The 18,078-nt window shown below is 56.4% G+C and carries 17 protein-coding genes; all 17 read right to left on the reverse strand.

Annotated elements, in window-relative coordinates:
- Positions 1–111: 111 nt before the first annotated feature.
- The 17 genes from dnaG to rlmN all read right to left on the reverse strand — a co-directional run bounded on the left by dnaG (position 112) and on the right by rlmN (position 18,073).
- Positions 112–2,118, reverse strand: a complete 2,007-nt coding sequence (dnaG, locus tag AC6I6N_RS05395) for a DNA primase (protein WP_108727645.1) — start codon at positions 2,116–2,118, stop codon at positions 112–114.
- Positions 2,115–2,327 (reverse strand): 30S ribosomal protein S21, encoded by a 213-nt coding sequence (rpsU, locus tag AC6I6N_RS05400; RefSeq protein ID WP_003799344.1) that lies wholly within the window; start codon positions 2,325–2,327, stop codon positions 2,115–2,117. Before rpsU ends, dnaG begins: the two co-directional genes overlap by 4 nt.
- Before the next feature lie 122 nt (positions 2,328–2,449).
- Positions 2,450–2,995: a phosphoribosyltransferase gene (locus tag AC6I6N_RS05405; RefSeq protein WP_021446480.1), complete on the reverse strand. Its 546-nt coding sequence runs from the start codon at positions 2,993–2,995 to the stop codon at positions 2,450–2,452.
- A 154-nt stretch (positions 2,996–3,149) separates the two neighbouring features.
- Positions 3,150–4,445, reverse strand: a complete 1,296-nt coding sequence (locus AC6I6N_RS05410; protein WP_162988159.1) for an adenylosuccinate synthase — start codon at positions 4,443–4,445, stop codon at positions 3,150–3,152.
- A gap of 74 nt (positions 4,446–4,519) precedes the next feature.
- On the reverse strand, positions 4,520–5,677 hold the full coding sequence (locus AC6I6N_RS05415; RefSeq protein WP_249459516.1) for an ATP phosphoribosyltransferase regulatory subunit: 1,158 nt from the start codon (positions 5,675–5,677) through the stop codon (positions 4,520–4,522).
- Between the two features lie 170 nt (positions 5,678–5,847).
- Positions 5,848–6,735 carry a protease modulator HflC gene (hflC, locus tag AC6I6N_RS05420; protein ID WP_316988235.1) on the reverse strand — a complete coding sequence of 296 codons (888 nt, stop codon included), beginning with the start codon at positions 6,733–6,735 and terminating at the stop codon, positions 5,848–5,850.
- Between the two features lie 9 nt (positions 6,736–6,744).
- Positions 6,745–8,064: an FtsH protease activity modulator HflK gene (hflK, locus tag AC6I6N_RS05425; RefSeq protein ID WP_094197051.1), complete on the reverse strand. Its 1,320-nt coding sequence runs from the start codon at positions 8,062–8,064 to the stop codon at positions 6,745–6,747.
- The gene (gene hflX, locus AC6I6N_RS05430) at positions 8,048–9,136 is read right to left on the reverse strand and encodes a GTPase HflX (protein WP_497943291.1); all 1,089 of its coding nucleotides are present in this window, start codon (positions 9,134–9,136) and stop codon (positions 8,048–8,050) included. The genes hflK and hflX overlap by 17 nt, the downstream gene beginning before the upstream one ends.
- A 78-nt stretch (positions 9,137–9,214) precedes the next feature.
- Positions 9,215–9,451 (reverse strand): RNA chaperone Hfq, encoded by a 237-nt coding sequence (hfq, locus tag AC6I6N_RS05435; RefSeq protein WP_003799329.1) that lies wholly within the window; start codon positions 9,449–9,451, stop codon positions 9,215–9,217.
- A 116-nt stretch (positions 9,452–9,567) separates the two neighbouring features.
- Positions 9,568–10,650, reverse strand: a complete 1,083-nt coding sequence (gene hisC, locus AC6I6N_RS05440) for a histidinol-phosphate transaminase (RefSeq protein ID WP_108727647.1) — start codon at positions 10,648–10,650, stop codon at positions 9,568–9,570.
- Positions 10,650–12,008 carry a ribosome biogenesis GTPase Der gene (gene der / locus AC6I6N_RS05445; protein ID WP_108727648.1) on the reverse strand — a complete coding sequence of 453 codons (1,359 nt, stop codon included), beginning with the start codon at positions 12,006–12,008 and terminating at the stop codon, positions 10,650–10,652. The genes hisC and der overlap by 1 nt, the downstream gene beginning before the upstream one ends.
- The gene (bamB, locus tag AC6I6N_RS05450) at positions 12,005–13,183 is read right to left on the reverse strand and encodes an outer membrane protein assembly factor BamB (RefSeq protein ID WP_395013496.1); all 1,179 of its coding nucleotides are present in this window, start codon (positions 13,181–13,183) and stop codon (positions 12,005–12,007) included. The genes der and bamB overlap by 4 nt, the downstream gene beginning before the upstream one ends.
- A 3-nt stretch (positions 13,184–13,186) precedes the next feature.
- Positions 13,187–13,822, reverse strand: a complete 636-nt coding sequence (locus AC6I6N_RS05455) for a YfgM family protein (RefSeq protein WP_094197056.1) — start codon at positions 13,820–13,822, stop codon at positions 13,187–13,189.
- Positions 13,823–13,824: 2 nt separating this feature from the next.
- Positions 13,825–15,108, reverse strand: a complete 1,284-nt coding sequence (gene hisS, locus AC6I6N_RS05460; RefSeq protein ID WP_094197057.1) for a histidine--tRNA ligase — start codon at positions 15,106–15,108, stop codon at positions 13,825–13,827.
- Between the two features lie 42 nt (positions 15,109–15,150).
- On the reverse strand, positions 15,151–16,437 hold the full coding sequence (gene ispG, locus AC6I6N_RS05465; protein WP_230017841.1) for a flavodoxin-dependent (E)-4-hydroxy-3-methylbut-2-enyl-diphosphate synthase: 1,287 nt from the start codon (positions 16,435–16,437) through the stop codon (positions 15,151–15,153).
- Entirely contained in the window at positions 16,434–16,928 is a 495-nt protein-coding gene (locus tag AC6I6N_RS05470) for a helix-turn-helix domain-containing protein (RefSeq protein WP_094197059.1), read from the reverse strand. The genes ispG and AC6I6N_RS05470 overlap by 4 nt, the downstream gene beginning before the upstream one ends.
- A complete protein-coding gene (gene rlmN, locus AC6I6N_RS05475; protein ID WP_094197060.1) occupies positions 16,925–18,073 on the reverse strand; it encodes a dual-specificity RNA methyltransferase RlmN in 1,149 nt (382 codons plus the stop codon). Before rlmN ends, AC6I6N_RS05470 begins: the two co-directional genes overlap by 4 nt.
- Between the last annotated feature and the right edge of the window lie 5 nt (positions 18,074–18,078).

An 18,078-nucleotide genomic window follows, 5' to 3' on the forward strand; every position in this document is an offset into this window, starting at 1 on the left:
CTCATGGGCTCAAGGCATAAGGTGGTTCACAATCCGCTAACCCGCCGCATTTGCTTGCGTACCAGTTTTAACCCCCTGGCCGGCCACAAACACCACACATAACCCATTATTTTACTTCACTTGCCGAGTATAAGCAGCATTCAACAAAGCAATACGGCGTGTCAATTCTTGATAACGCTGACGCTGCTCGGGCTCTTTCAAGCCCGTAGTGATCAATGCCGACTGCTCTGCCTTGATCGCATCCAGTTCGATGCGATGCAGCGCATCACGCCATTCGCCTTGGGGATCGGGCAATTCCTCCTCGCCCAAAAGCTCTGTGGCCAGCGCCTCAAGCACAGGGGCCAAGTCAGACTCGGGGTCCACGGCCTCCAGCAAAGCACCGGCGTGACGCGCCGAACTGATATTACTTAAGGCGATCAGCTCTTGCACCAACCGTAAGTGGGGGCTTTGTGCCAAAATTTCAAGCTGTTGATCGCCTAGCCCTCCCACCAAAGTGGGATGCCCAATAAGCAAGCGCAGCAATCGCTTGGCCATCGGGGTCACGGTACGGCTGCCACCGAGGACAGCACGCTCTTGCCGTTGACGATTATTCTTGCCCCCCTTGCCTCGCCCTGAAACCGGCCGCTCCTGGTATTGTTCCTGCGGCTGCCAATCGGGCTCATCTTGCCAGCCATCCATCGGCAAACTGTCGGCAAAGGAACCATCAAAGCCGTCCTCAAACGGGGCCATCTCATCCGTTGCGGGCGCAGCTTGTATCGGTACAGCAGGCCTGGCGACCAGGCCGTCCTGTGCCGGTGGCGTATCGACAACAGCTCGACGCAACGGCTCTACCGTGCTCAAACGCTGCGCCAGCTCTTCCGGGGTGAGCAGCACCATGCGGGCAAATTCATGTTGAATCTGCACCTTCAAAGTGCTGTCGGCCAGCTCCAGCAACAAAGGCAACGCTTCGTGTACACAGGCCGCGCGACCTTCTGCCTCGTCCATACGATGATGGGCAGCCAGTTCATCCAGGAAAAAGCGTGATAACGCCGCTGCTTGCTGGGCTTGCTCGCGAAACGCTTGCGCGCCGTACTCACGAACAAACGAATCCGGGTCGTGGTTATCCGCCAAAAACATGAAGCGGATGGAGACATCATCACGAACCAAGGGTAAGCAGGTATTCAAGGCACGCCAAGCAGCTTTGCGCCCAGCCCTGTCACCATCAAAGCAAAACACCAGCCTGTCGCTGGCGCGCATTAATTTGGTGATGTGGTGTTCGGTGGTCGCGGTGCCCAATGTCGCCACAGCGTTATGCAAGCCATGTTGCGACAGCGCCACCACGTCCATATAACCTTCAACAATCAGGACAAAGCCTTCTTGGCGTATGCCCTGACGCCCTTCCCACAAGCCGTAAAGCTCATGCCCTTTGGAAAACAGCGTCGTTTCTGGTGAGTTCAGGTACTTGGGTTCGCCTTTTTCGATCAGACGGCCACCAAAGCCAATGATATGGCCTTTGGTACTGCGGATCGGGAACATGACACGCGAACGAAAACGATCGTAGCGACGACCATCCTCGGACTCGATCACCAAGCCGGACTCAACCAGTTGCTTGTCTTCGTATTGCGGAAAAACAGCCGATAGCCCGCGTCGCTCGGTACCTGTCCAGCCTAGGCCGAAACGGGCAGCCGTCTCCCCATCCAGGCCACGACGTTTTAAATAGTCGATCGCAATGGGAGATTGTTTTAGCTGACGTAGGTAATGCCCCTGTGCCGTCTCAAGAATATGATGCTGGCGCGACAGTTCGTCTTTACGACGCGCATCGGCAGCACGTTGGCGTGGGGTGCGATCTGCTTCGGGCACAGTCATTCCGACGGACCCAGCCAAGCTGCGTACCGCCTCGGGGAATGAAGCCCCGGTGTGTTCCATCAGGAACGAGATAGCCGATCCGTGAGCGCCGCAACCGAAGCAATGGTAAAACTGCTTGGTCGGACTGACTGTAAATGAAGGGGATTTTTCGTTGTGAAAAGGGCACAGGCCAAGCAAGTTGGCCCCGCCTTTACGCAACTGCACATATCGCCCGACGACATCTACGACATCGACACGGGCGAGCAGTTCCTGAACAAAAGATTCAGGGATCAATACAAGCGTGGGGGCAGTTGCTGGCTGCGGATGCGTTTGTAGTGGCGCTTCACGGCGGCTGCGTGTTTACGCTTGCGCTCAGCCGTTGGCTTTTCGTAGAATTCGCGCGAGCGCAGCTCGGTCAACAGACCGGTTTTTTCAATAGTGCGTTTGAAGCGGCGCAAAGCAACTTCAAAAGGTTCGTTTTCTTTCAGGCGAACAATGGACATGTAATCCCTGACCTTTGTAAAAAGAGTTAGCGTAACAGATAGCCCAACATGGTAGCACGATTGCAGGCATACACCAAGCAAGGCGCAATTAGGCTATCCACCAAGTATCTGAATACCAACGATCAAGCCTGACCTGTACCCTTACGGATCCAGGCGTCCAGCTGATGAGGGCGAATGCTATCGTAGTCCTCAAAAGGCTGATGAATCCAGGGATTTGTGGGCAACTTGGACACGTAGTAGTCTGGGTCGACTTGTGCGTGGCCTTTCCACCACAAAACAGCGGTTTTCAGCTCGGTGATCGCAGGAAACTGTGCACGCAAGTGATCGCGTACACGCATAAAAGTCTTGCCGGTATCGACCATATCATCGACCAGCAGCACATTGCCATCCAAGGTGCCACGGGTAATGGTGATGTATTGCGCAATATCCAGATCGCCCTGTTCGGTACCGGCGGCCTCACGATAACTGCTGGTGGCCAAAATACCCAAGGGCACATCATAGATGCGCGAAATAACGTCTCCCACTCTCATGCCGCCTCGAGCCAGGCAAACAATTTTGTCGAATTTCCAGCCTGATTCGTGAATGCTCAGGGCCAATTGCTCAATCAGGCGATTGTATTGTTCCCAGGAAACCCATTCATCAGTATCGCTATTTGGGGGCAGACTCATATGTATTCCAGATATAAATGCACTAGCTGCGCTTTGGTACCTGCAAAACAAGAGTCTGGTAGGCCAACGCAGCGTCCAGAACGACAAAGCGGCCCTTCAGGCCGCTCTGTACGCACCGTACAACGGTGCAAGGCATTATACCGCGATAAATCGCTTATTTGGTAAACGGATCGCGCAATACGATGGTTTCGTTGCGATCTGGCCCTGTGGAAACCATGTCGATAGGCACATCGCACAGTTCAGCAATACGTTCCAGATAACGACGAGCGTTGATAGGCAGCTTGTCGTAGTCGGTCACGCCCACTGTGGACTCGGTCCAGCCGGGCATTTCTTCCAGAACAGGTTCGGCTTCAGCAACCGCGTGTGCACCGTAAGGCAAAACGTCCAGGAACTCGCCCTTGTAGCGGTAACCCACACCAATCTTGATTTGCTCAACGCCGTCCAGCACGTCCAGCTTGGTGATGCACAGTCCGGAAATACCGTTGATCATGACCGAGCGCTTCATGGCGGCAGCATCAAACCAACCGCAACGACGTGGGCGACCGGTTACGGAACCGAACTCCTTACCCACGGTAGCCAGACGCATGCCGGTGTCATCCAGCAATTCGGTTGGGAATGGCCCCGAACCCACACGTGTCGTGTAGGACTTGGCAATGCCCAGCACGTAGCTCAGTTCCTGGGGACCGACACCCGAACCCGCAGAAGCGGCACCGGACAGACAGTTGCTGCTGGTAACGAAGGGGTAGGTACCGTGGTCAATATCCAACAGCGCACCTTGGGCACCTTCAAACAGAAGCTTTTGCCCTGCTTTTTTGGCCTGGTACAGGTTATTGGACACGTCAGCGACCATAGGAGCCAGTTGTTCAGCGTGCTTCATGGCCAGATCACGCACTTGCTCGGCGCAAACGGCTTCGGCGCCCAGGTACTGGGTCAACACGAAGTTGTGGTAATCCAGCGCTTCCGACAGTTTCTCGTCGAAGATTTCGGGGTCGTACAAGTCCTGAACACGCAGGGCACGGCGTGCCACCTTATCTTCGTAGGCAGGGCCAATACCGCGACCAGTAGTACCGATCTTGCCATCGCCTTTACGCTTTTCACGAGCCTGGTCCACAGCGATGTGGTAGGGCAGAATCAATGGGCAGGCAGGCGAGATCTGCAGGCGCGAACGCACGTCCAGACCGGCCGCTTCCAGCTCGGCAATTTCGGTCAGCAAGGCTTCGGGCGAGAGCACCACGCCATTGCCAATGTAGCAAGTGACGTGCTCGTGCATGATGCCCGAAGGAATCAGGCGCAGAATTGTCTTCTTGCCATTAATCCACAATGTATGGCCAGCGTTATGCCCACCCTGGAAACGAACCACGCCATGCGCGGACTCGGCCAGCCAGTCGACGATCTTGCCTTTGCCTTCGTCACCCCACTGGGTGCCAATCACCACAAGGTTTTTGCTCATGTCTAGTATCAGAATAAAGGAGGCCGGCGCGGTGCCGGACCGATAACAATCACCAGCGCCATAAACCGTCTGGTTTACAGCGCCCTAACTTGCCACTGACCGTCCGACAAGACCAGCTCGCGGTCGATCACGAATTCATCCAGATTCAGCTCCTGACCGGGCAGCATCTGAATCACAATTTCACCGTTCTGACGCAACTGCTTGACCGCTGCACTCAGGGCCGCATCATTGCCCCAGGGGGCACGTACCGCGCGGGCCGCCTGAGCCGGCGCCAGGCCAGCCGAGAGCTTGCGCAAATCCAGGCTGAAGCCGGTTGCAGGACGGGCACGGCCATACATGCGGCCAATGCCATCAAAACGTCCGCCCTTGACCAGGGCATCGTGCCAGCCTTCGGCGTAGACCGAAAAGATCAGGCCCGAATGGTAGGCATAACCGCTGCCGATATCGGCCAGGTCCACCGTAATCTCGTGGCCGGGCAAGGCATCAATAAAGCTGCGCAGGCTGCCCAGGGCTTCGCGCACTTCGGGCTCGTCCGGCAGAACACTGCGGGCACGCTCCAACACGCTGCCATCGCCGTACAGCGAGGTCAAAGCCAGCAGATAACGGGTGGTTTCAGGCAAACAGCCCGATTCACGCCCCAGGGCGCGCAGGCCCGACACATCCTTGGCGTTCAGAAGCTCACACACTTCTGCCACGCGGGTTTTCAAAATAGGATCGCGCTCGATCAGGAAGCGCCCCAGATCCGGATAGTTCAAGTCCAAACGAGGGTGATGCACCCCTGCCCGGCCCACGCTTTCCAGCGCCAACTGCACCACTTCCAGATCGGATTCAATACCGGCATGGCCGAAGATTTCCGCGCCGATCTGCAATAGCTCACGGTCCGACAGCAAACCAGCCGGACGAGCATGCAAGACCGAACCACAGTAGCAAAGCCGAGTCACGCCTTCGCGGTTAAGCAAGTGAGCATCAATACGAGCTACCTGGGGGGTCATGTCGGCGCGTACGCCCATCGTACGACCCGAGATTTGATCGACGACTTTGCTGGTCCGCAGATTCAAATCTGTGCCAGAAACCGCCTGCAGGGATTCCAGATACTCCACCAGCGGCGGAGCGACCAGTTCGAACCCGTAAGTACGATACAAGTCTAGCAAATCGCGGCGCAGCTCTTCGATGCGACGCGCCTCTGCAGGCAAGATATCAGCCAGGCTCTCTGGCAACAACCAATTGGACATACTCGTGCCTCGGACTACTTATAAACGAAAGTTCCAGCCAAACAAAAAGCGACTTAGGGCTTGTAAGCCGCCTAAGTCGCATGCGAAGTGGTGTTAGTAACTTACACGCTAGTATAAACGATCAGGGCCGCGGGTGGAACACCCAACGGCCCTAAGTTCTCTAGCGGGGATCAGTTCGCAGGTGCTGCGGATGATCCTTGCTCGCCCCAATACTTGAAGAAATCAGAGTCAGGACTGATGACCAACGTATCGGTCTGCTTGCTGAAAGCACTACGATAGGCTTCCAGGCTGCGGTAGAAACGGTAGAACTCGGGGTTCTTGCCATAACTATCGGAGTAAATAGCAGCGGCTTCACCATCACCCTGACCACGAATGGCCTGAGCTTGTGCGTAGGCATCAGCCAGCAACTCTTCACGCTGACGTTCGGCTTCGGCACGGATACGCTCGCTTTCAGCGGCACCGGTTGCACGCAAGCGGTTTGCTTCTTGTGTACGCTCGGCTTCCATACGGCGGTACACCGATTCCGAAATCTCGGGAGCGAAGTCAATGCGGCGCAAACGCACATCAACCACTTCCACACCCAAAGGACGAGCACGAGCTTCAACGGCAGTCAGCACCTCGCGCATAATGGCATCACGTTCGGTAGACACCACTTCTTTCACGGTACGGACGTTCACCGAAGCGTTCAAAGCGTCACGAATCTGAGCCTGCAAACGCTCGACCGCACCACGATCCGTTGCGCCAAAAGTCACGTAAAACAGGCGTGGATCGGAAATACGCCATTTGACGTAAGAGTCGATCAACAGGTTCTTCTTTTCAGCGGTCTGAATACGCTCGGGGTCCTTGGTTTCAATTGTCTGCAGACGCTTGTCAAGGAACACCACGTTTTCAAATGGCGGCGGCAATTTGAAGTGCAAACCGGGCGTTGTAATGGTATCGCGCACTTCACCCAGGGCAAAAACCAGCGCCGCATCGCGCTCACGCACGATAAATACGGAAGACAGCAGCAGACCGACAATTACCGCCAGGGCCACCAGAGCAGGAAATAAACGTTGCATCAAGCTCTCCTAGCGTGCGTATGGGGAATAAGGGCTGACCAGCGAACCCAGCGAAGTATCCAGGCCGGCTGAGTTAGCAGGTGCCGGCGCTTTGGGTACCGAAGCTGGTGCGGGCGAACGGCTTACCTGCCCTTGCACCGACGCAGAAACGACCGGGGCTGACGGCTCCATATCGGTACGGCTACCTACCTGACGCACGATCTTGTCCAAAGGCAAATAGAGCATGTTGTTATCGCTACGGGTATCAACCAGTACCTTGCTGGTGCTTTCCAGGATTTCCTGAATCGTGGACAGGTACAGACGATCCCGCGTTACACCCGGAGCCTTCACGTACTCGGCCTCAACGCTGCCAAAACGTGCGGTGTCACCCTTGGCATCACCAATCACACGAGCCTTGTAACCCTCGGACTCCTGCATCATGCGAGCCACTTGACCAGCAGCTTCGGGCAATACCTTGTTGGCGTATGCCTGACCCTCATTGATCTGACGCTCGCGGTCCTGACCGGCCTTGACGGCATCATCAAAGGCCGCTTGAACCTGCTCGGGCGGCTGCACGTTCTGGATAGCCACGGTGCTGATCTGAATACCGGTACGGTAACGGTCCAGAATGGACTGAGCCAGTTGCTGCACGTCCGACGCAATCTGCGTACGGCCGGAATACAGAACGGTATCCATAGGCTGTTTGCCCACGACTTCACGCATGGCGGTTTCTGCCGCCTGACGTACCGATTCGTCCGGATTATTGGTGTTGAACAAATAGTCCGGTGCACCGGTAGGCAACAGGCGATACTGAACCACGTACTGCATATCAACGATATTCTCGTCGGTCGTCAGCATCAGGGACTCAGGCAGGACTTTGTTGCGCGCACTTCCGCGGTAACCCACCTCGAAGGTACGCAACTGGGAAATATTGACAGTTTGGTAATCTTCGATCGGAGCAGGCCAGCGCCATTGCAGACCGGGATTCAAGGTTTTGGTGTACTCGCCAAAACGAGTCACCACGGCAACCTGACCTTCTTGCACGATGGTAAAGCCACTGGCCATCCAAAGACCTACCGCCACCACGCCGCCGATAATCAGCAGCTTGGGGGAGCCTTTAGGCATGGAGGGGCCATTACCACTCCCCGGAGGCATGCCACCCGGAGGGGAACGACGTCCCTTTTTGCCAAATAGAGATCCCAAGCGACTATTGAAGTCACGCCACACCTCGTCGAGGTCAGGCGGGCCATCTTGTTTCTCGGGGCGGCGAGGTGGCTCGGAACCGTTTTTGCCACTGTCTCGTCCCCAACCGGGATCATTGAGATTGAATATTTTATTGTTCAGACGCATTGTTTTCCGCGAAATGACCTGATTCGACGATTGCTGCACGCAACCCGTCCAATCCGATGCGCTCTAAAGCGCTAACAAAGACTCGGGCAATAGTACCATGTTCGTCCCGCTCTACCCGTGGCTCATAGCCAGCCTGGTCAATTTTGTTGTAGACCAGAATACGAGGTATCTCATGGGCCCCGATGTCCTCCAGAACCTTATGAACTTCAGCGATTTGCTCATCGCGTTGAGGGTTGGCGGCATCGACCACATGCAGCAATAAATCCGCATGGACGGTCTCTTCCAAAGTGGCCCGGAAAGCCGCGATCAAGGTCGGCGGCAATTCCCGAATGAAGCCCACCGTATCCGAAATCACGACCTGCCCAGCCCCTTCAATCCAGATACGGCGCGTCGTGGTGTCCAAGGTAGCAAATAACTGGTCGGCCGCGTAGGCATCCGCCCGAGTCAAGGCATTGAACAAGGTGGATTTACCCGTGTTGGTATAGCCCACCAGTGACACCGACAACGTCCCGCTGCGAGTGCGGGCACGGCGCTGGGTACTGCGTTGACGCTGCACCTTGGCCAGACGTTCTCGCAAGGTACGGACTTTGTCGCCAATCATGCGGCGGTCCATTTCCAACTGTGATTCACCTGGACCACGCATCCCGATCCCGCCCTTTTGGCGTTCCAGGTGAGTCCACATCCGGGTCAATCGGGAAGTCAGGTGCTGCAACTGCGCCAGTTCGACCTGCAACTTACCTTCATGGCTTTGCGCCCGCAGGGCAAAAATATCCAGAATCAGAGCAACCCGGTCGACAACGCGCAATTCCAGCTTACGCTCCAGGTTACGCTGCTGTGCCGGGCTCAAGGCATGGTCAAAGAGCACCACTTCGACCTCTGTCGCCTTGGCCAGCGCGACGGCCTCTTCCAGCTTGCCTGTACCAATGTAGTAAGCAGAATCTGGGCGGGAACGACGCACGACCAACTGTTCCACAATCTGGGCGCCAGCACCTTCGGCCAGCATGACGAATTCTTCCGCATGGGCTTTATAGTCCAGCTCGCCCATATCCACACTAATGACCAGTGCCTTCAACGCTTGCTCCAGAAATAAAGACCCGCCCGCGGGCTCCGCGAGACGGGTCTTTCAGAGTACAAAGAACTGGGTGAGGATTTATTCAGCCTGCTCATCCGCAGCCAAAGTAACAGGGCGTGCAGGAACGACGGTAGAGATCGCGTGCTTATACACCATTTGAGTGACGGTATTGCGCAGCAGTACGACATACTGATCGAAGGACTCGATCTGACCTTGCAGCTTGATGCCGTTGACCAGGTAGATCGACACAGGGATATGCTCCTTGCGCAGCGCGTTCAAAAACGGGTCTTGTAGAATTTGCCCTTTATTGCTCATTGGTGAGGCTCCGGTTATGTTGTTTTTCCAGAAATGGAAGCGAATCCCACTACTTTACCGGGTTTTCCCTGAATTCGCACGTTCCAAACTGGAGATTTTTATCTAATAAGTGTATATCAGGCGCCTTGCCCTAAAATCTGCCGCAAACTGTTACACAGTCGGGCACATTGCTCGGGCGATCCTACCGTAATACGTAAATATTGCTCAATGCGTGGCTGACGGAAGTGACGAACCAAAATCCCCTGCTCGCGCAGGGCTTGCTGAATACCCGCTGCCGAATGCTTAGGGTGCGTTGCCAGCAAAAAGTTCGCTTTCGAGGGTAAAACCTCAAAACCCAACTGCTCCAGATCGGCACGCAACTGTTCGCGAGCATCAATCACCGCCTGGCATTGACGGTCAAAATACTCCGTATCCTTCAAGGAAGCCACGGCGCCCACCTGGGCAATCGTGTCCATAGGGTAGGAGTTGAAACTGTCTTTCACCCGCTCCAGAGCCTGGATGATGTCGGCACTGGCCAGGGCATAACCAACACGCAGGCCTGCCAAGGCACGCGACTTGGACATAGTCTGGATCACAACCAGATTGTCATACTTTTCCAGCAGGCTGACCGAGGAGGTACCGCCGAAATCCACGTAAGCCTCATCCACAACAACCGTGGTATCCGGGTTGGCAGCCAGAATGGTTTCGATATCTTCCAGAGACAGCGGAATACCGGTAGGTGCATTGGGGTTGGCAAAGATAATGCCGGCGGGCGGCAGGCTGCGCTTGCGCACATAGTCCTGCACGTTCAGCGTGAAGTCCTCACGCAGGGGCACGATATCAGCGGGCACACCAAAGTACGAACAGTAAGTGGTGTAGAAGCTGTACGTGATATCGGGCAGCAGGACCGGACGCACACCACGCAGGAACAGGGCGCTGAACACATGGGCCAGCACTTCGTCCGAGCCATTGCCCAAAAAGACATTATTGGCTTTGACGCCATGGTTGTGCGCCACGGCGTCACGCAGCTCCTGCGCGCTGTAAGAGGGGTAAAGACGCAAATCGTCGGTCGCCGCCTGGCGGATCGCTTCCAATGCCTTAGGCGACGGACCGAAAGGATGCTCGTTTGTGTTCAGCTTCAAGAGGTTATCCAGCTTGACCTGCTCACCTGGTACATAGGGAGAAAGCCCTGCTACATGATCACTCCACAAACGGCTCATTACGCGTCCTTCAGATAAGGGTTTTTAGACGATTTGAACTCGATGCGCAAAGGCGTGCCTTCCAACTTGAAGGCCTCGCGAAAACGCGTCTCCAGATAACGGCGATAACTGTCCGAAATGGCATCCAGGGCGTTGCCGTGAATCACCACAATCGGCGGGTTCATGCCACCTTGGTGAGCATACCGCAACTTGGGACGGAAAATACCTTTGCGTGGCGGCTGTTGCTGTTCCACCGCTTCTTGCATGACACGCGTAAGTTTGGGAGTCGACAGCTTGGCGAACGCGGCGGCGTGTGCGGCATTGACCGACTTGAGCAAGGGATTGATGCCCTGCCCTTTCAGAGCCGACAAAGTATGCATCTTGGCAAAGCTCAAAAAACGCAGTTTGCGATCGAACTCACGCTTGATCCACTCGCGCTGGTACTCGTCCAGCCCATCCCACTTATTGATGCCGACAACCAGCGCACGGCCGGTCTCTACCACGAAGCCGGCAATGCTGGCGTCCTGGTCGGAAATTTCCGTGTGGGCATCAATCATCAGCAAGACCACATTACATGCCTCAATCGCCTGCAAGGTCTTGATAACAGAGAACTTTTCCACCGCCTCGAATACCTTGCCGCGTTTGCGCAAACCGGCCGTGTCGATCAGGGTGTATTCCACCCCGTTGCGCTCGAACTCGATTTCAATGGCATCACGCGTGGTACCGGGCTGGTCGAACGCAATCACGCGATCCTCACCTACCAAGGTGTTGATCAGGGTGGACTTGCCCACATTGGGGCGGCCCACAATCGCCAACTTGATACGATGCTGAAACTCCTCATCGTCCTGGCCCTCGCTATCAGAATCGGGGCTGGGCACCTGCTCCAGAGCCAGATTGATCAGCTCTTCCACGCCATCGCCGTGCGAAGCGGAAATCAGGTAAGGCTGGCCCAGACCCAGTTCGTGAAACTCTGCCCCACCGGCCTCATAACGCATGCCTTCGGCTTTATTCACGGCCAACAGCACTTTTTGACCCAGCTTGCGCAGCAACTGCGCAATTTCCAGATCCAGGGCATTGACACCTTCACGGGCATCGACCAAAAAGACAACGACATCGGCCTCGGCAATTGCTTGCTGAGTCTGGCGAGCCATCTCCAGCAACATGCCGGTTTTAGCGACAGGTTCAAAACCGCCCGTATCGACCACAATGTAGGGACGTTCACCCACCCGGCCTTCGCCGTAATGACGGTCGCGGGTCAGGCCCGGGAAGTTCGCCACCAGAGCCGCGCGCGAGCGCGTCAAGCGGTTGAACAAAGTGGACTTGCCAACGTTGGCCCGACCGACCAAAGCCACTACGGGCTTAAAAGAAACGCTTTTCAATTGATTCCAACCAAGACCAAATTACCATTGCCGGTCTGGACCAGAACCCCGCGTGGGGTTCCGACCAAAGGCGACACAATGGCACCACCGCCGACACTGACCCGGCCCAACAAGGTGCCGTCCAGTCGCGATAGAAAGTGAACATAGCCTTCCATGTCACCGGCGGCAAGCGCCTGGGGCATGACGGCCAAAGGAGCCAGACTACGGTTACGCAACGCATTCTGCGTCCAGATCGTTTGCCCGTCAGTCATGGCAAACGCTTCAATCTGGCTGCGGCTATTGGCGGCATACAACATATGGTTGTCCGCTGCGATACCGGTACCGGCCGAAAATTCCCTATCCCACACCAAGCGCCCACCTTGGGAAACGTCAAAGCAGGCTACGCGCCCCTGATAGGTGGCGCCACACAACAAAGGATCGACGACCTGGGGAGCACCCACAACGTCATTAATGCGCTCCAGGTCGGTTGCACCGCGAGAAACAGAGATACTACCTTCCCACACCAGATTTCCCTGAGCGGCGTCAATCGCCATCAGGCGACCATTGGGCATACCTGCCAGCAACAAACCGTCGATAATGCGCATCTGCATGCTGGTTTTCAAGGACAAGGCCGGACCAGGACGCTGTAAGCTCCAACGCAAATCACCCGTACTGGCATCAAAGGCTTGCAAGCGGTAGTCACTAGTGCGCACGACAACCACACCAGCACCAACGGCAGGAGGCACATTCACGGCACTGCTGCTACGGCTGCGCCACAATTCCTTGCCCGAGTCGTCAAACGCAATCACGTTGCCATCCACTGAAGCCACGGCCGTCACTACGCCATCCGAACCTGCACCAGCCGTCAACTTCTTGCCGGCATTGGTCGACCACTGCACACGACCCGTATCCAGATCCACCTTGCTGACCTGACCCGAGACCGATGCAGCGTAGACCGAAGAGCCAGTCACTTGCGGTGCAAAGCCCGAATCTGCCCCGCTGCCAATAGAGGTGCTCCAGCTAATTTTGGCGGCCACACCGGGCGTGTATTCCGTCAAGGGAGTGGGCTCGAAACGTGGGTCCTTGCTGGAGAACATGGAGCAACCAGCCAAAGCGGTCAGACTCAAAGCCAGAGCACTCAGACGCAAGGCACGCATGGCAGAGGATGAGGATGGGCGAATAGTAGAAAGAGACATGCGTTAAGCTCCTGCCAGGGCATCAAGTTTGATCTGGACCAACTGCGAAATAGGGTCTTGCTTGAGCAACTCCACGGCCTGTTTCCAGGCGTCGCGCGCTGCATCGTTCTGTCCTTGAGCGGCCAGAATATCGCCTTTGCGATCCGCAAACAGACCGGCAAAGCTGGCAGGAGGATTTGCCAGTTGAGCCAGCGCTTCGTCATAATTCTTTTGTTCCAGCAAGATACCGGCCAGACGCAGACGTGCCAGCGGGGTCAGCGCGGGGTCGTGGTTGGTTTTGACCATCCACTCCAGCTGCTCTCGAGCAGGCGTCAGATTGCCGCGTTGCTGCAAGGCCTGGGCAGCCAGCAGAACACCGCGAGAGGTGTAGCCAGACTTGGGAAAATCGTTACGCAAGGTCGTGCTGGCAGCCAGCACGCGGGCATCAGCCTCTTCGCCGGTCTGGGCAGCAGCACTTTCCAGCGCCTCAAAGTAACCCATGGCCTGACCTGCCTGATGGCCCTGGTACCACTGCCAACCGCGCCAGCCCGCTACCGCAGCCAACGCGGCAAACGCCAGCACAATGCACAAGGTGCCCCAGCGGTCCCACCATGCTCGCATGGCATCTAGTTTTTCCTGTTCTTCAAGATCGTAGGCCATGCTCAAATCCTTGCTGACAAAACACTGGCGAGTTCAGAAAAATCAACAGACTGTTGCTGCTCGGCGCCATCCGCAGCACGCAACCATTTCACACTGGCCTGTTCTTTTTGGAGTTCATCGTCACCCAAAATAACGGCGGCCTGCGCGCCACTGGCATCAGCCCGTTTGAACTGGGACTTGAAGCCACTGGAGCCTGCATGGACGATCACCTGCAAACCGGCATCACGCAATTGCTCGGCCAACAGTGAGGCCTTGCGCTGGGCAGCCTCGCCTTGGTGAACCATATAAACCTGACATTCAGGAATGGCTGGCTGCTCGCCATCTTGCGAGCACAGATCCAGCAAACGCTCCATGCCAATGGCGAAACCCACGGCAGGCGAAGGTTTGCCACCCATCAATTCGATCAGGCCATCATAACGGCCACCACCGCACACCGTACCTTGTGCACCCAGGCGATCCGTTACCCACTCGAACACAGTCAAGTTGTAGTAGTCCAGACCACGCACCAGGCGCGGGTTCAGTGTGTAGGCAATACCGGCATCATCCAGACGCTCGCACACGCCCTGAAAATGCGCACGGGACTCTTCACCCAGGAAGTCGAACAGGCGTGGAGCTGCATTGGCCATTTCCTGCATGGCCGGATTTTTGGTATCCAGCACGCGCAAGGGATTGGTATACATGCGGCGCTGGGCCTCTTCGTCCAGCACATCCTTGTGGGCTTCCAGGTGTTCGATCAAGGCCGCACGGTGGGCGGCACGCTCTTGCGCCTGCCCCAGGGAGTTCAGCTCCAGACGAATATCCGTCAAACCCAGCTTCTTCCACAAACGAGCCAGCATGACGATCAGCTCGGCATCCACATCCGGCCCGGGCAGACCCAAGGCCTCCACATCAATCTGATGGAACTGACGGTAGCGGCCACGCTGCGGGCGCTCATGACGGAACACCGGCCCCATTGCATAAACACGATGAGGGCGATCGTACAAGAGATTATGTTCGATAGTGGCGCGCACCATGCCCGCCGTAAATTCGGGGCGCATGGTGAGCTTGTCGCCATTGAGCGAGTCGGTGAAGGAATACATTTCCTTCTCGACAATGTCGGTGACCTCGCCAATACCACGGGCAAACAACTGGGTATGTTCCAGCACGGGGGTACGCATATTGCGATAGCCATAGCTGGCCAACCAGTCCCGCACCAGAGCCTCCAGGGCTTCCCACTGTGCGCTTTCACCCGGTAAGGTGTCTTTCATGCCCGTCAGGGCGCGGAGCTTTTGAAACTGCTGCGTCATAATTCTAATGGTTTGCTCGCCATAGACTGACAAGCGTGTTGATCAAACCGTTGGAGCCTTGCCATAGCGGCGCTCAACGTAATTCTGGACAATGGTCTGAAATTCTTGAGCGATAGTATCACCCTTCAGGGTCACCACCCGCTCGCCATCCACATAGACGGGTGCCGAGGGCACTTCCCCGGTTCCCGGCAAGCTGATGCCGATATCGGCGTGGCGGCTTTCCCCTGGACCATTGACCACACAGCCCATCACCGCGACGTTCATGGTTTCCACGCCGGGATACAGATCTTTCCAGACGGGCATCTGGTCACGCAAATAGCCTTGAATATCGTTGGCCAGCTCCTGGAACACCGTACTGCTGGTGCGACCACAACCCGGACACGCCACCACCATAGGGGTGAAGGCACGCAAACCCATGGTCTGCAAAATTTCCTGAGCCACCACCACTTCACGGGCACGATCGCCACCGGGTTCGGGCGTCAGGGAAATACGAATGGTGTCACCAATGCCTTGCTGCAACAAGACGGACAAGGCGGCGGTGGAAGCCACAATACCCTTGCTGCCCATCCCCGCTTCGGTCAAACCCAGATGCAGGGCGTAATCGCAACGCGCGGACAAATCCTGATAAACCGTAATCAAATCCTGCACATGGCTGACCTTGCAAGACAGCACGATACGCTTGCCGTCCAGACCCAGCTCTTCGGCACGCTGGGCATTGCTGATGGCCGAAAACACCAGGGCATCACGCATGACAGCTTGCGCCGTCCAAGGGTGTGCGCGTTGATTGTTCTCGTCCATCATGCGGGCCATCAGCTCGTGATCCAGGCTGCCCCAGTTCACACCGATACGCACGGCCTTGTCGTAACGGCAGGCGATTTCAATCATCTTGGCAAAGTTATCGTCCCGACGCTTGCCTCCGCCCATATTGCCCGGATTGATCCGGTACTTGGACAAGGCTTGTGCGCATTCCGGAAAGTCGGCCAGCAGCTTGTGCCCGTTGTAATGAAAGTCCCCCACCAAGGGAACATTGACACCCATGCGGTCCAATTGCTCACGGATCGCCGGCACTTCTCGCGCGGCTTCCGGGGTATTGACGGTAATACGCACCAGCTCGGAACCCGCACGCGCCAACTCCTTGACCTGGATGGCCGTTGCAATGGCATCGACCGTATCCGTATTGGTCATGGACTGCACCACGACAGGAGCCGAGCCCCCCAGTTTCACGACATGATCGCCCCAGCGCACATCCACCGTGCGCGTCACCCGTTTGGGTTGAGCACCAACCGGCAAGGGCTGGCAAGCAGAGGGAGTTCCGGGACCCTGCGTCATTTCTTCAAATCCTTAAGCCAATCAAACACCAACCATTGATCAGGAACCCAGCCCCGATCAATGGCGTAAAAACCGGCTACCAACAACAAAACAATAATAATTAGAATCCAGATCCAGCCTGAACCACCGCGTGATTCGGCATATAGGCCCAAATCCGTACTGGCCAGCCCCGAACCGGAATGATCACGCGGTACGGGCTTGGGGGCTGCAGTATCACTGACCTGAGATTCCAGCATGACCAGCACTGCCGAGACATCGGTCTCGAGAAAGCGCGCATAATTGCGCACCATGCCACGCAAGGGCTGCCCCCCGGGCAACTGACTCCACTCCTGAGCCTCCAGAGCCTCCAGTTGCCGAACCGAAAACTTCAGGCGGGTGGAGGCTTCGTTCAGCGTACACGATTGCGCCAGACGCAACTCACGGAGTGTGGGACCCACACCTGAGCCCGCTTCCGGCGCCGATTGCTTGGTAGGATCCAGAGTCTCGCTCATGCACGTTCCTGTTTGATTTGAATGACGGCCCGATCAGGCAAACGCTGCTCGATACGGGTGCGATCACGAATATCACCCGCCAACTGCCCGCAAGCAGCCGCAATATCGTCGCCACGCGTCTTTCGTACGGTAGTGACCACTCCGCCATCCATCAGCCTTTGGGCAAACTGTTTGACCCGTGCGGCAGAGGAGCGCTTCAGACCGGACTGCGGAAAAGGATTAAAAGGGATCAGATTAAATTTGCAGCGCACAATGCGCGCGATATCCAGCAATTCCTGCGCATGTTGGTCGGTATCGTTGATGCCGTCCAACATGATGTATTCAAAGGTAATGAAGTCACGCGGGGCATGCTCCAGATAGCGATTACAGGCATCCAGAAGCTCGGCCAGCGGATACTTCTTGTTCAGCGGCACCAGACGGTCGCGCAACGCATCATTGGGCGCATGCAGCGACACAGCCAGAGCCACCGGGCAATCTTTGGCCAAACGATCCATCATGGGTACCACACCGGAGGTGGATACCGTCACGCGACGGCGCGACAGACCGTAGGCATTATCGTCCAGCATCAGGCGCAAGGCACCGAGCACCTGATCATAATTAAGCAAGGGCTCGCCCATGCCCATCATGACCACATTGCTGATGACGCGCGTACTGGTTTGTTCAGCTTCCCCGATACGGGCCGTTTCAGGCGCACCCAGCAAAGCACGGCGGGCAAACCAAAGCTGACCAATGATTTCAGAGCTTGTCAGGTTGCGGTTGAAACCCTGGTAACCCGTGGAACAGAATGGACAGGCCACGGTACAACCAGCCTGACTGGAAATGCACAGGGTGCCCCGATCATCCTCGGGAATGAAAACCGCTTCGACGGCGTTATTGCTGCCTACATCAAACAGCCATTTACGGGTGCCGTCGGTAGAAATGTGTTCGTGCGACATGCTGGGCGCGGTGACAACGCAATTGGCGCTCAACTGCTCGCGGAACTCGCGCGCCAGATCTGTCATCTGCCCAAAATCGTCCTGTTGACGCTGGTGTATCCAGCGCTGCAATTGGCGCGCACGGAAAGGCTTGCCGCCCCATTGGGCAACCAGTTCAACAAGTTGCTCCGGGCCCAGGCCCAGAATATTGGTAGGTTCGAGCGATGACATAAAAA

The sequence above is a fragment of the Alcaligenes sp. LTN-3 genome (assembly GCF_059735605.1).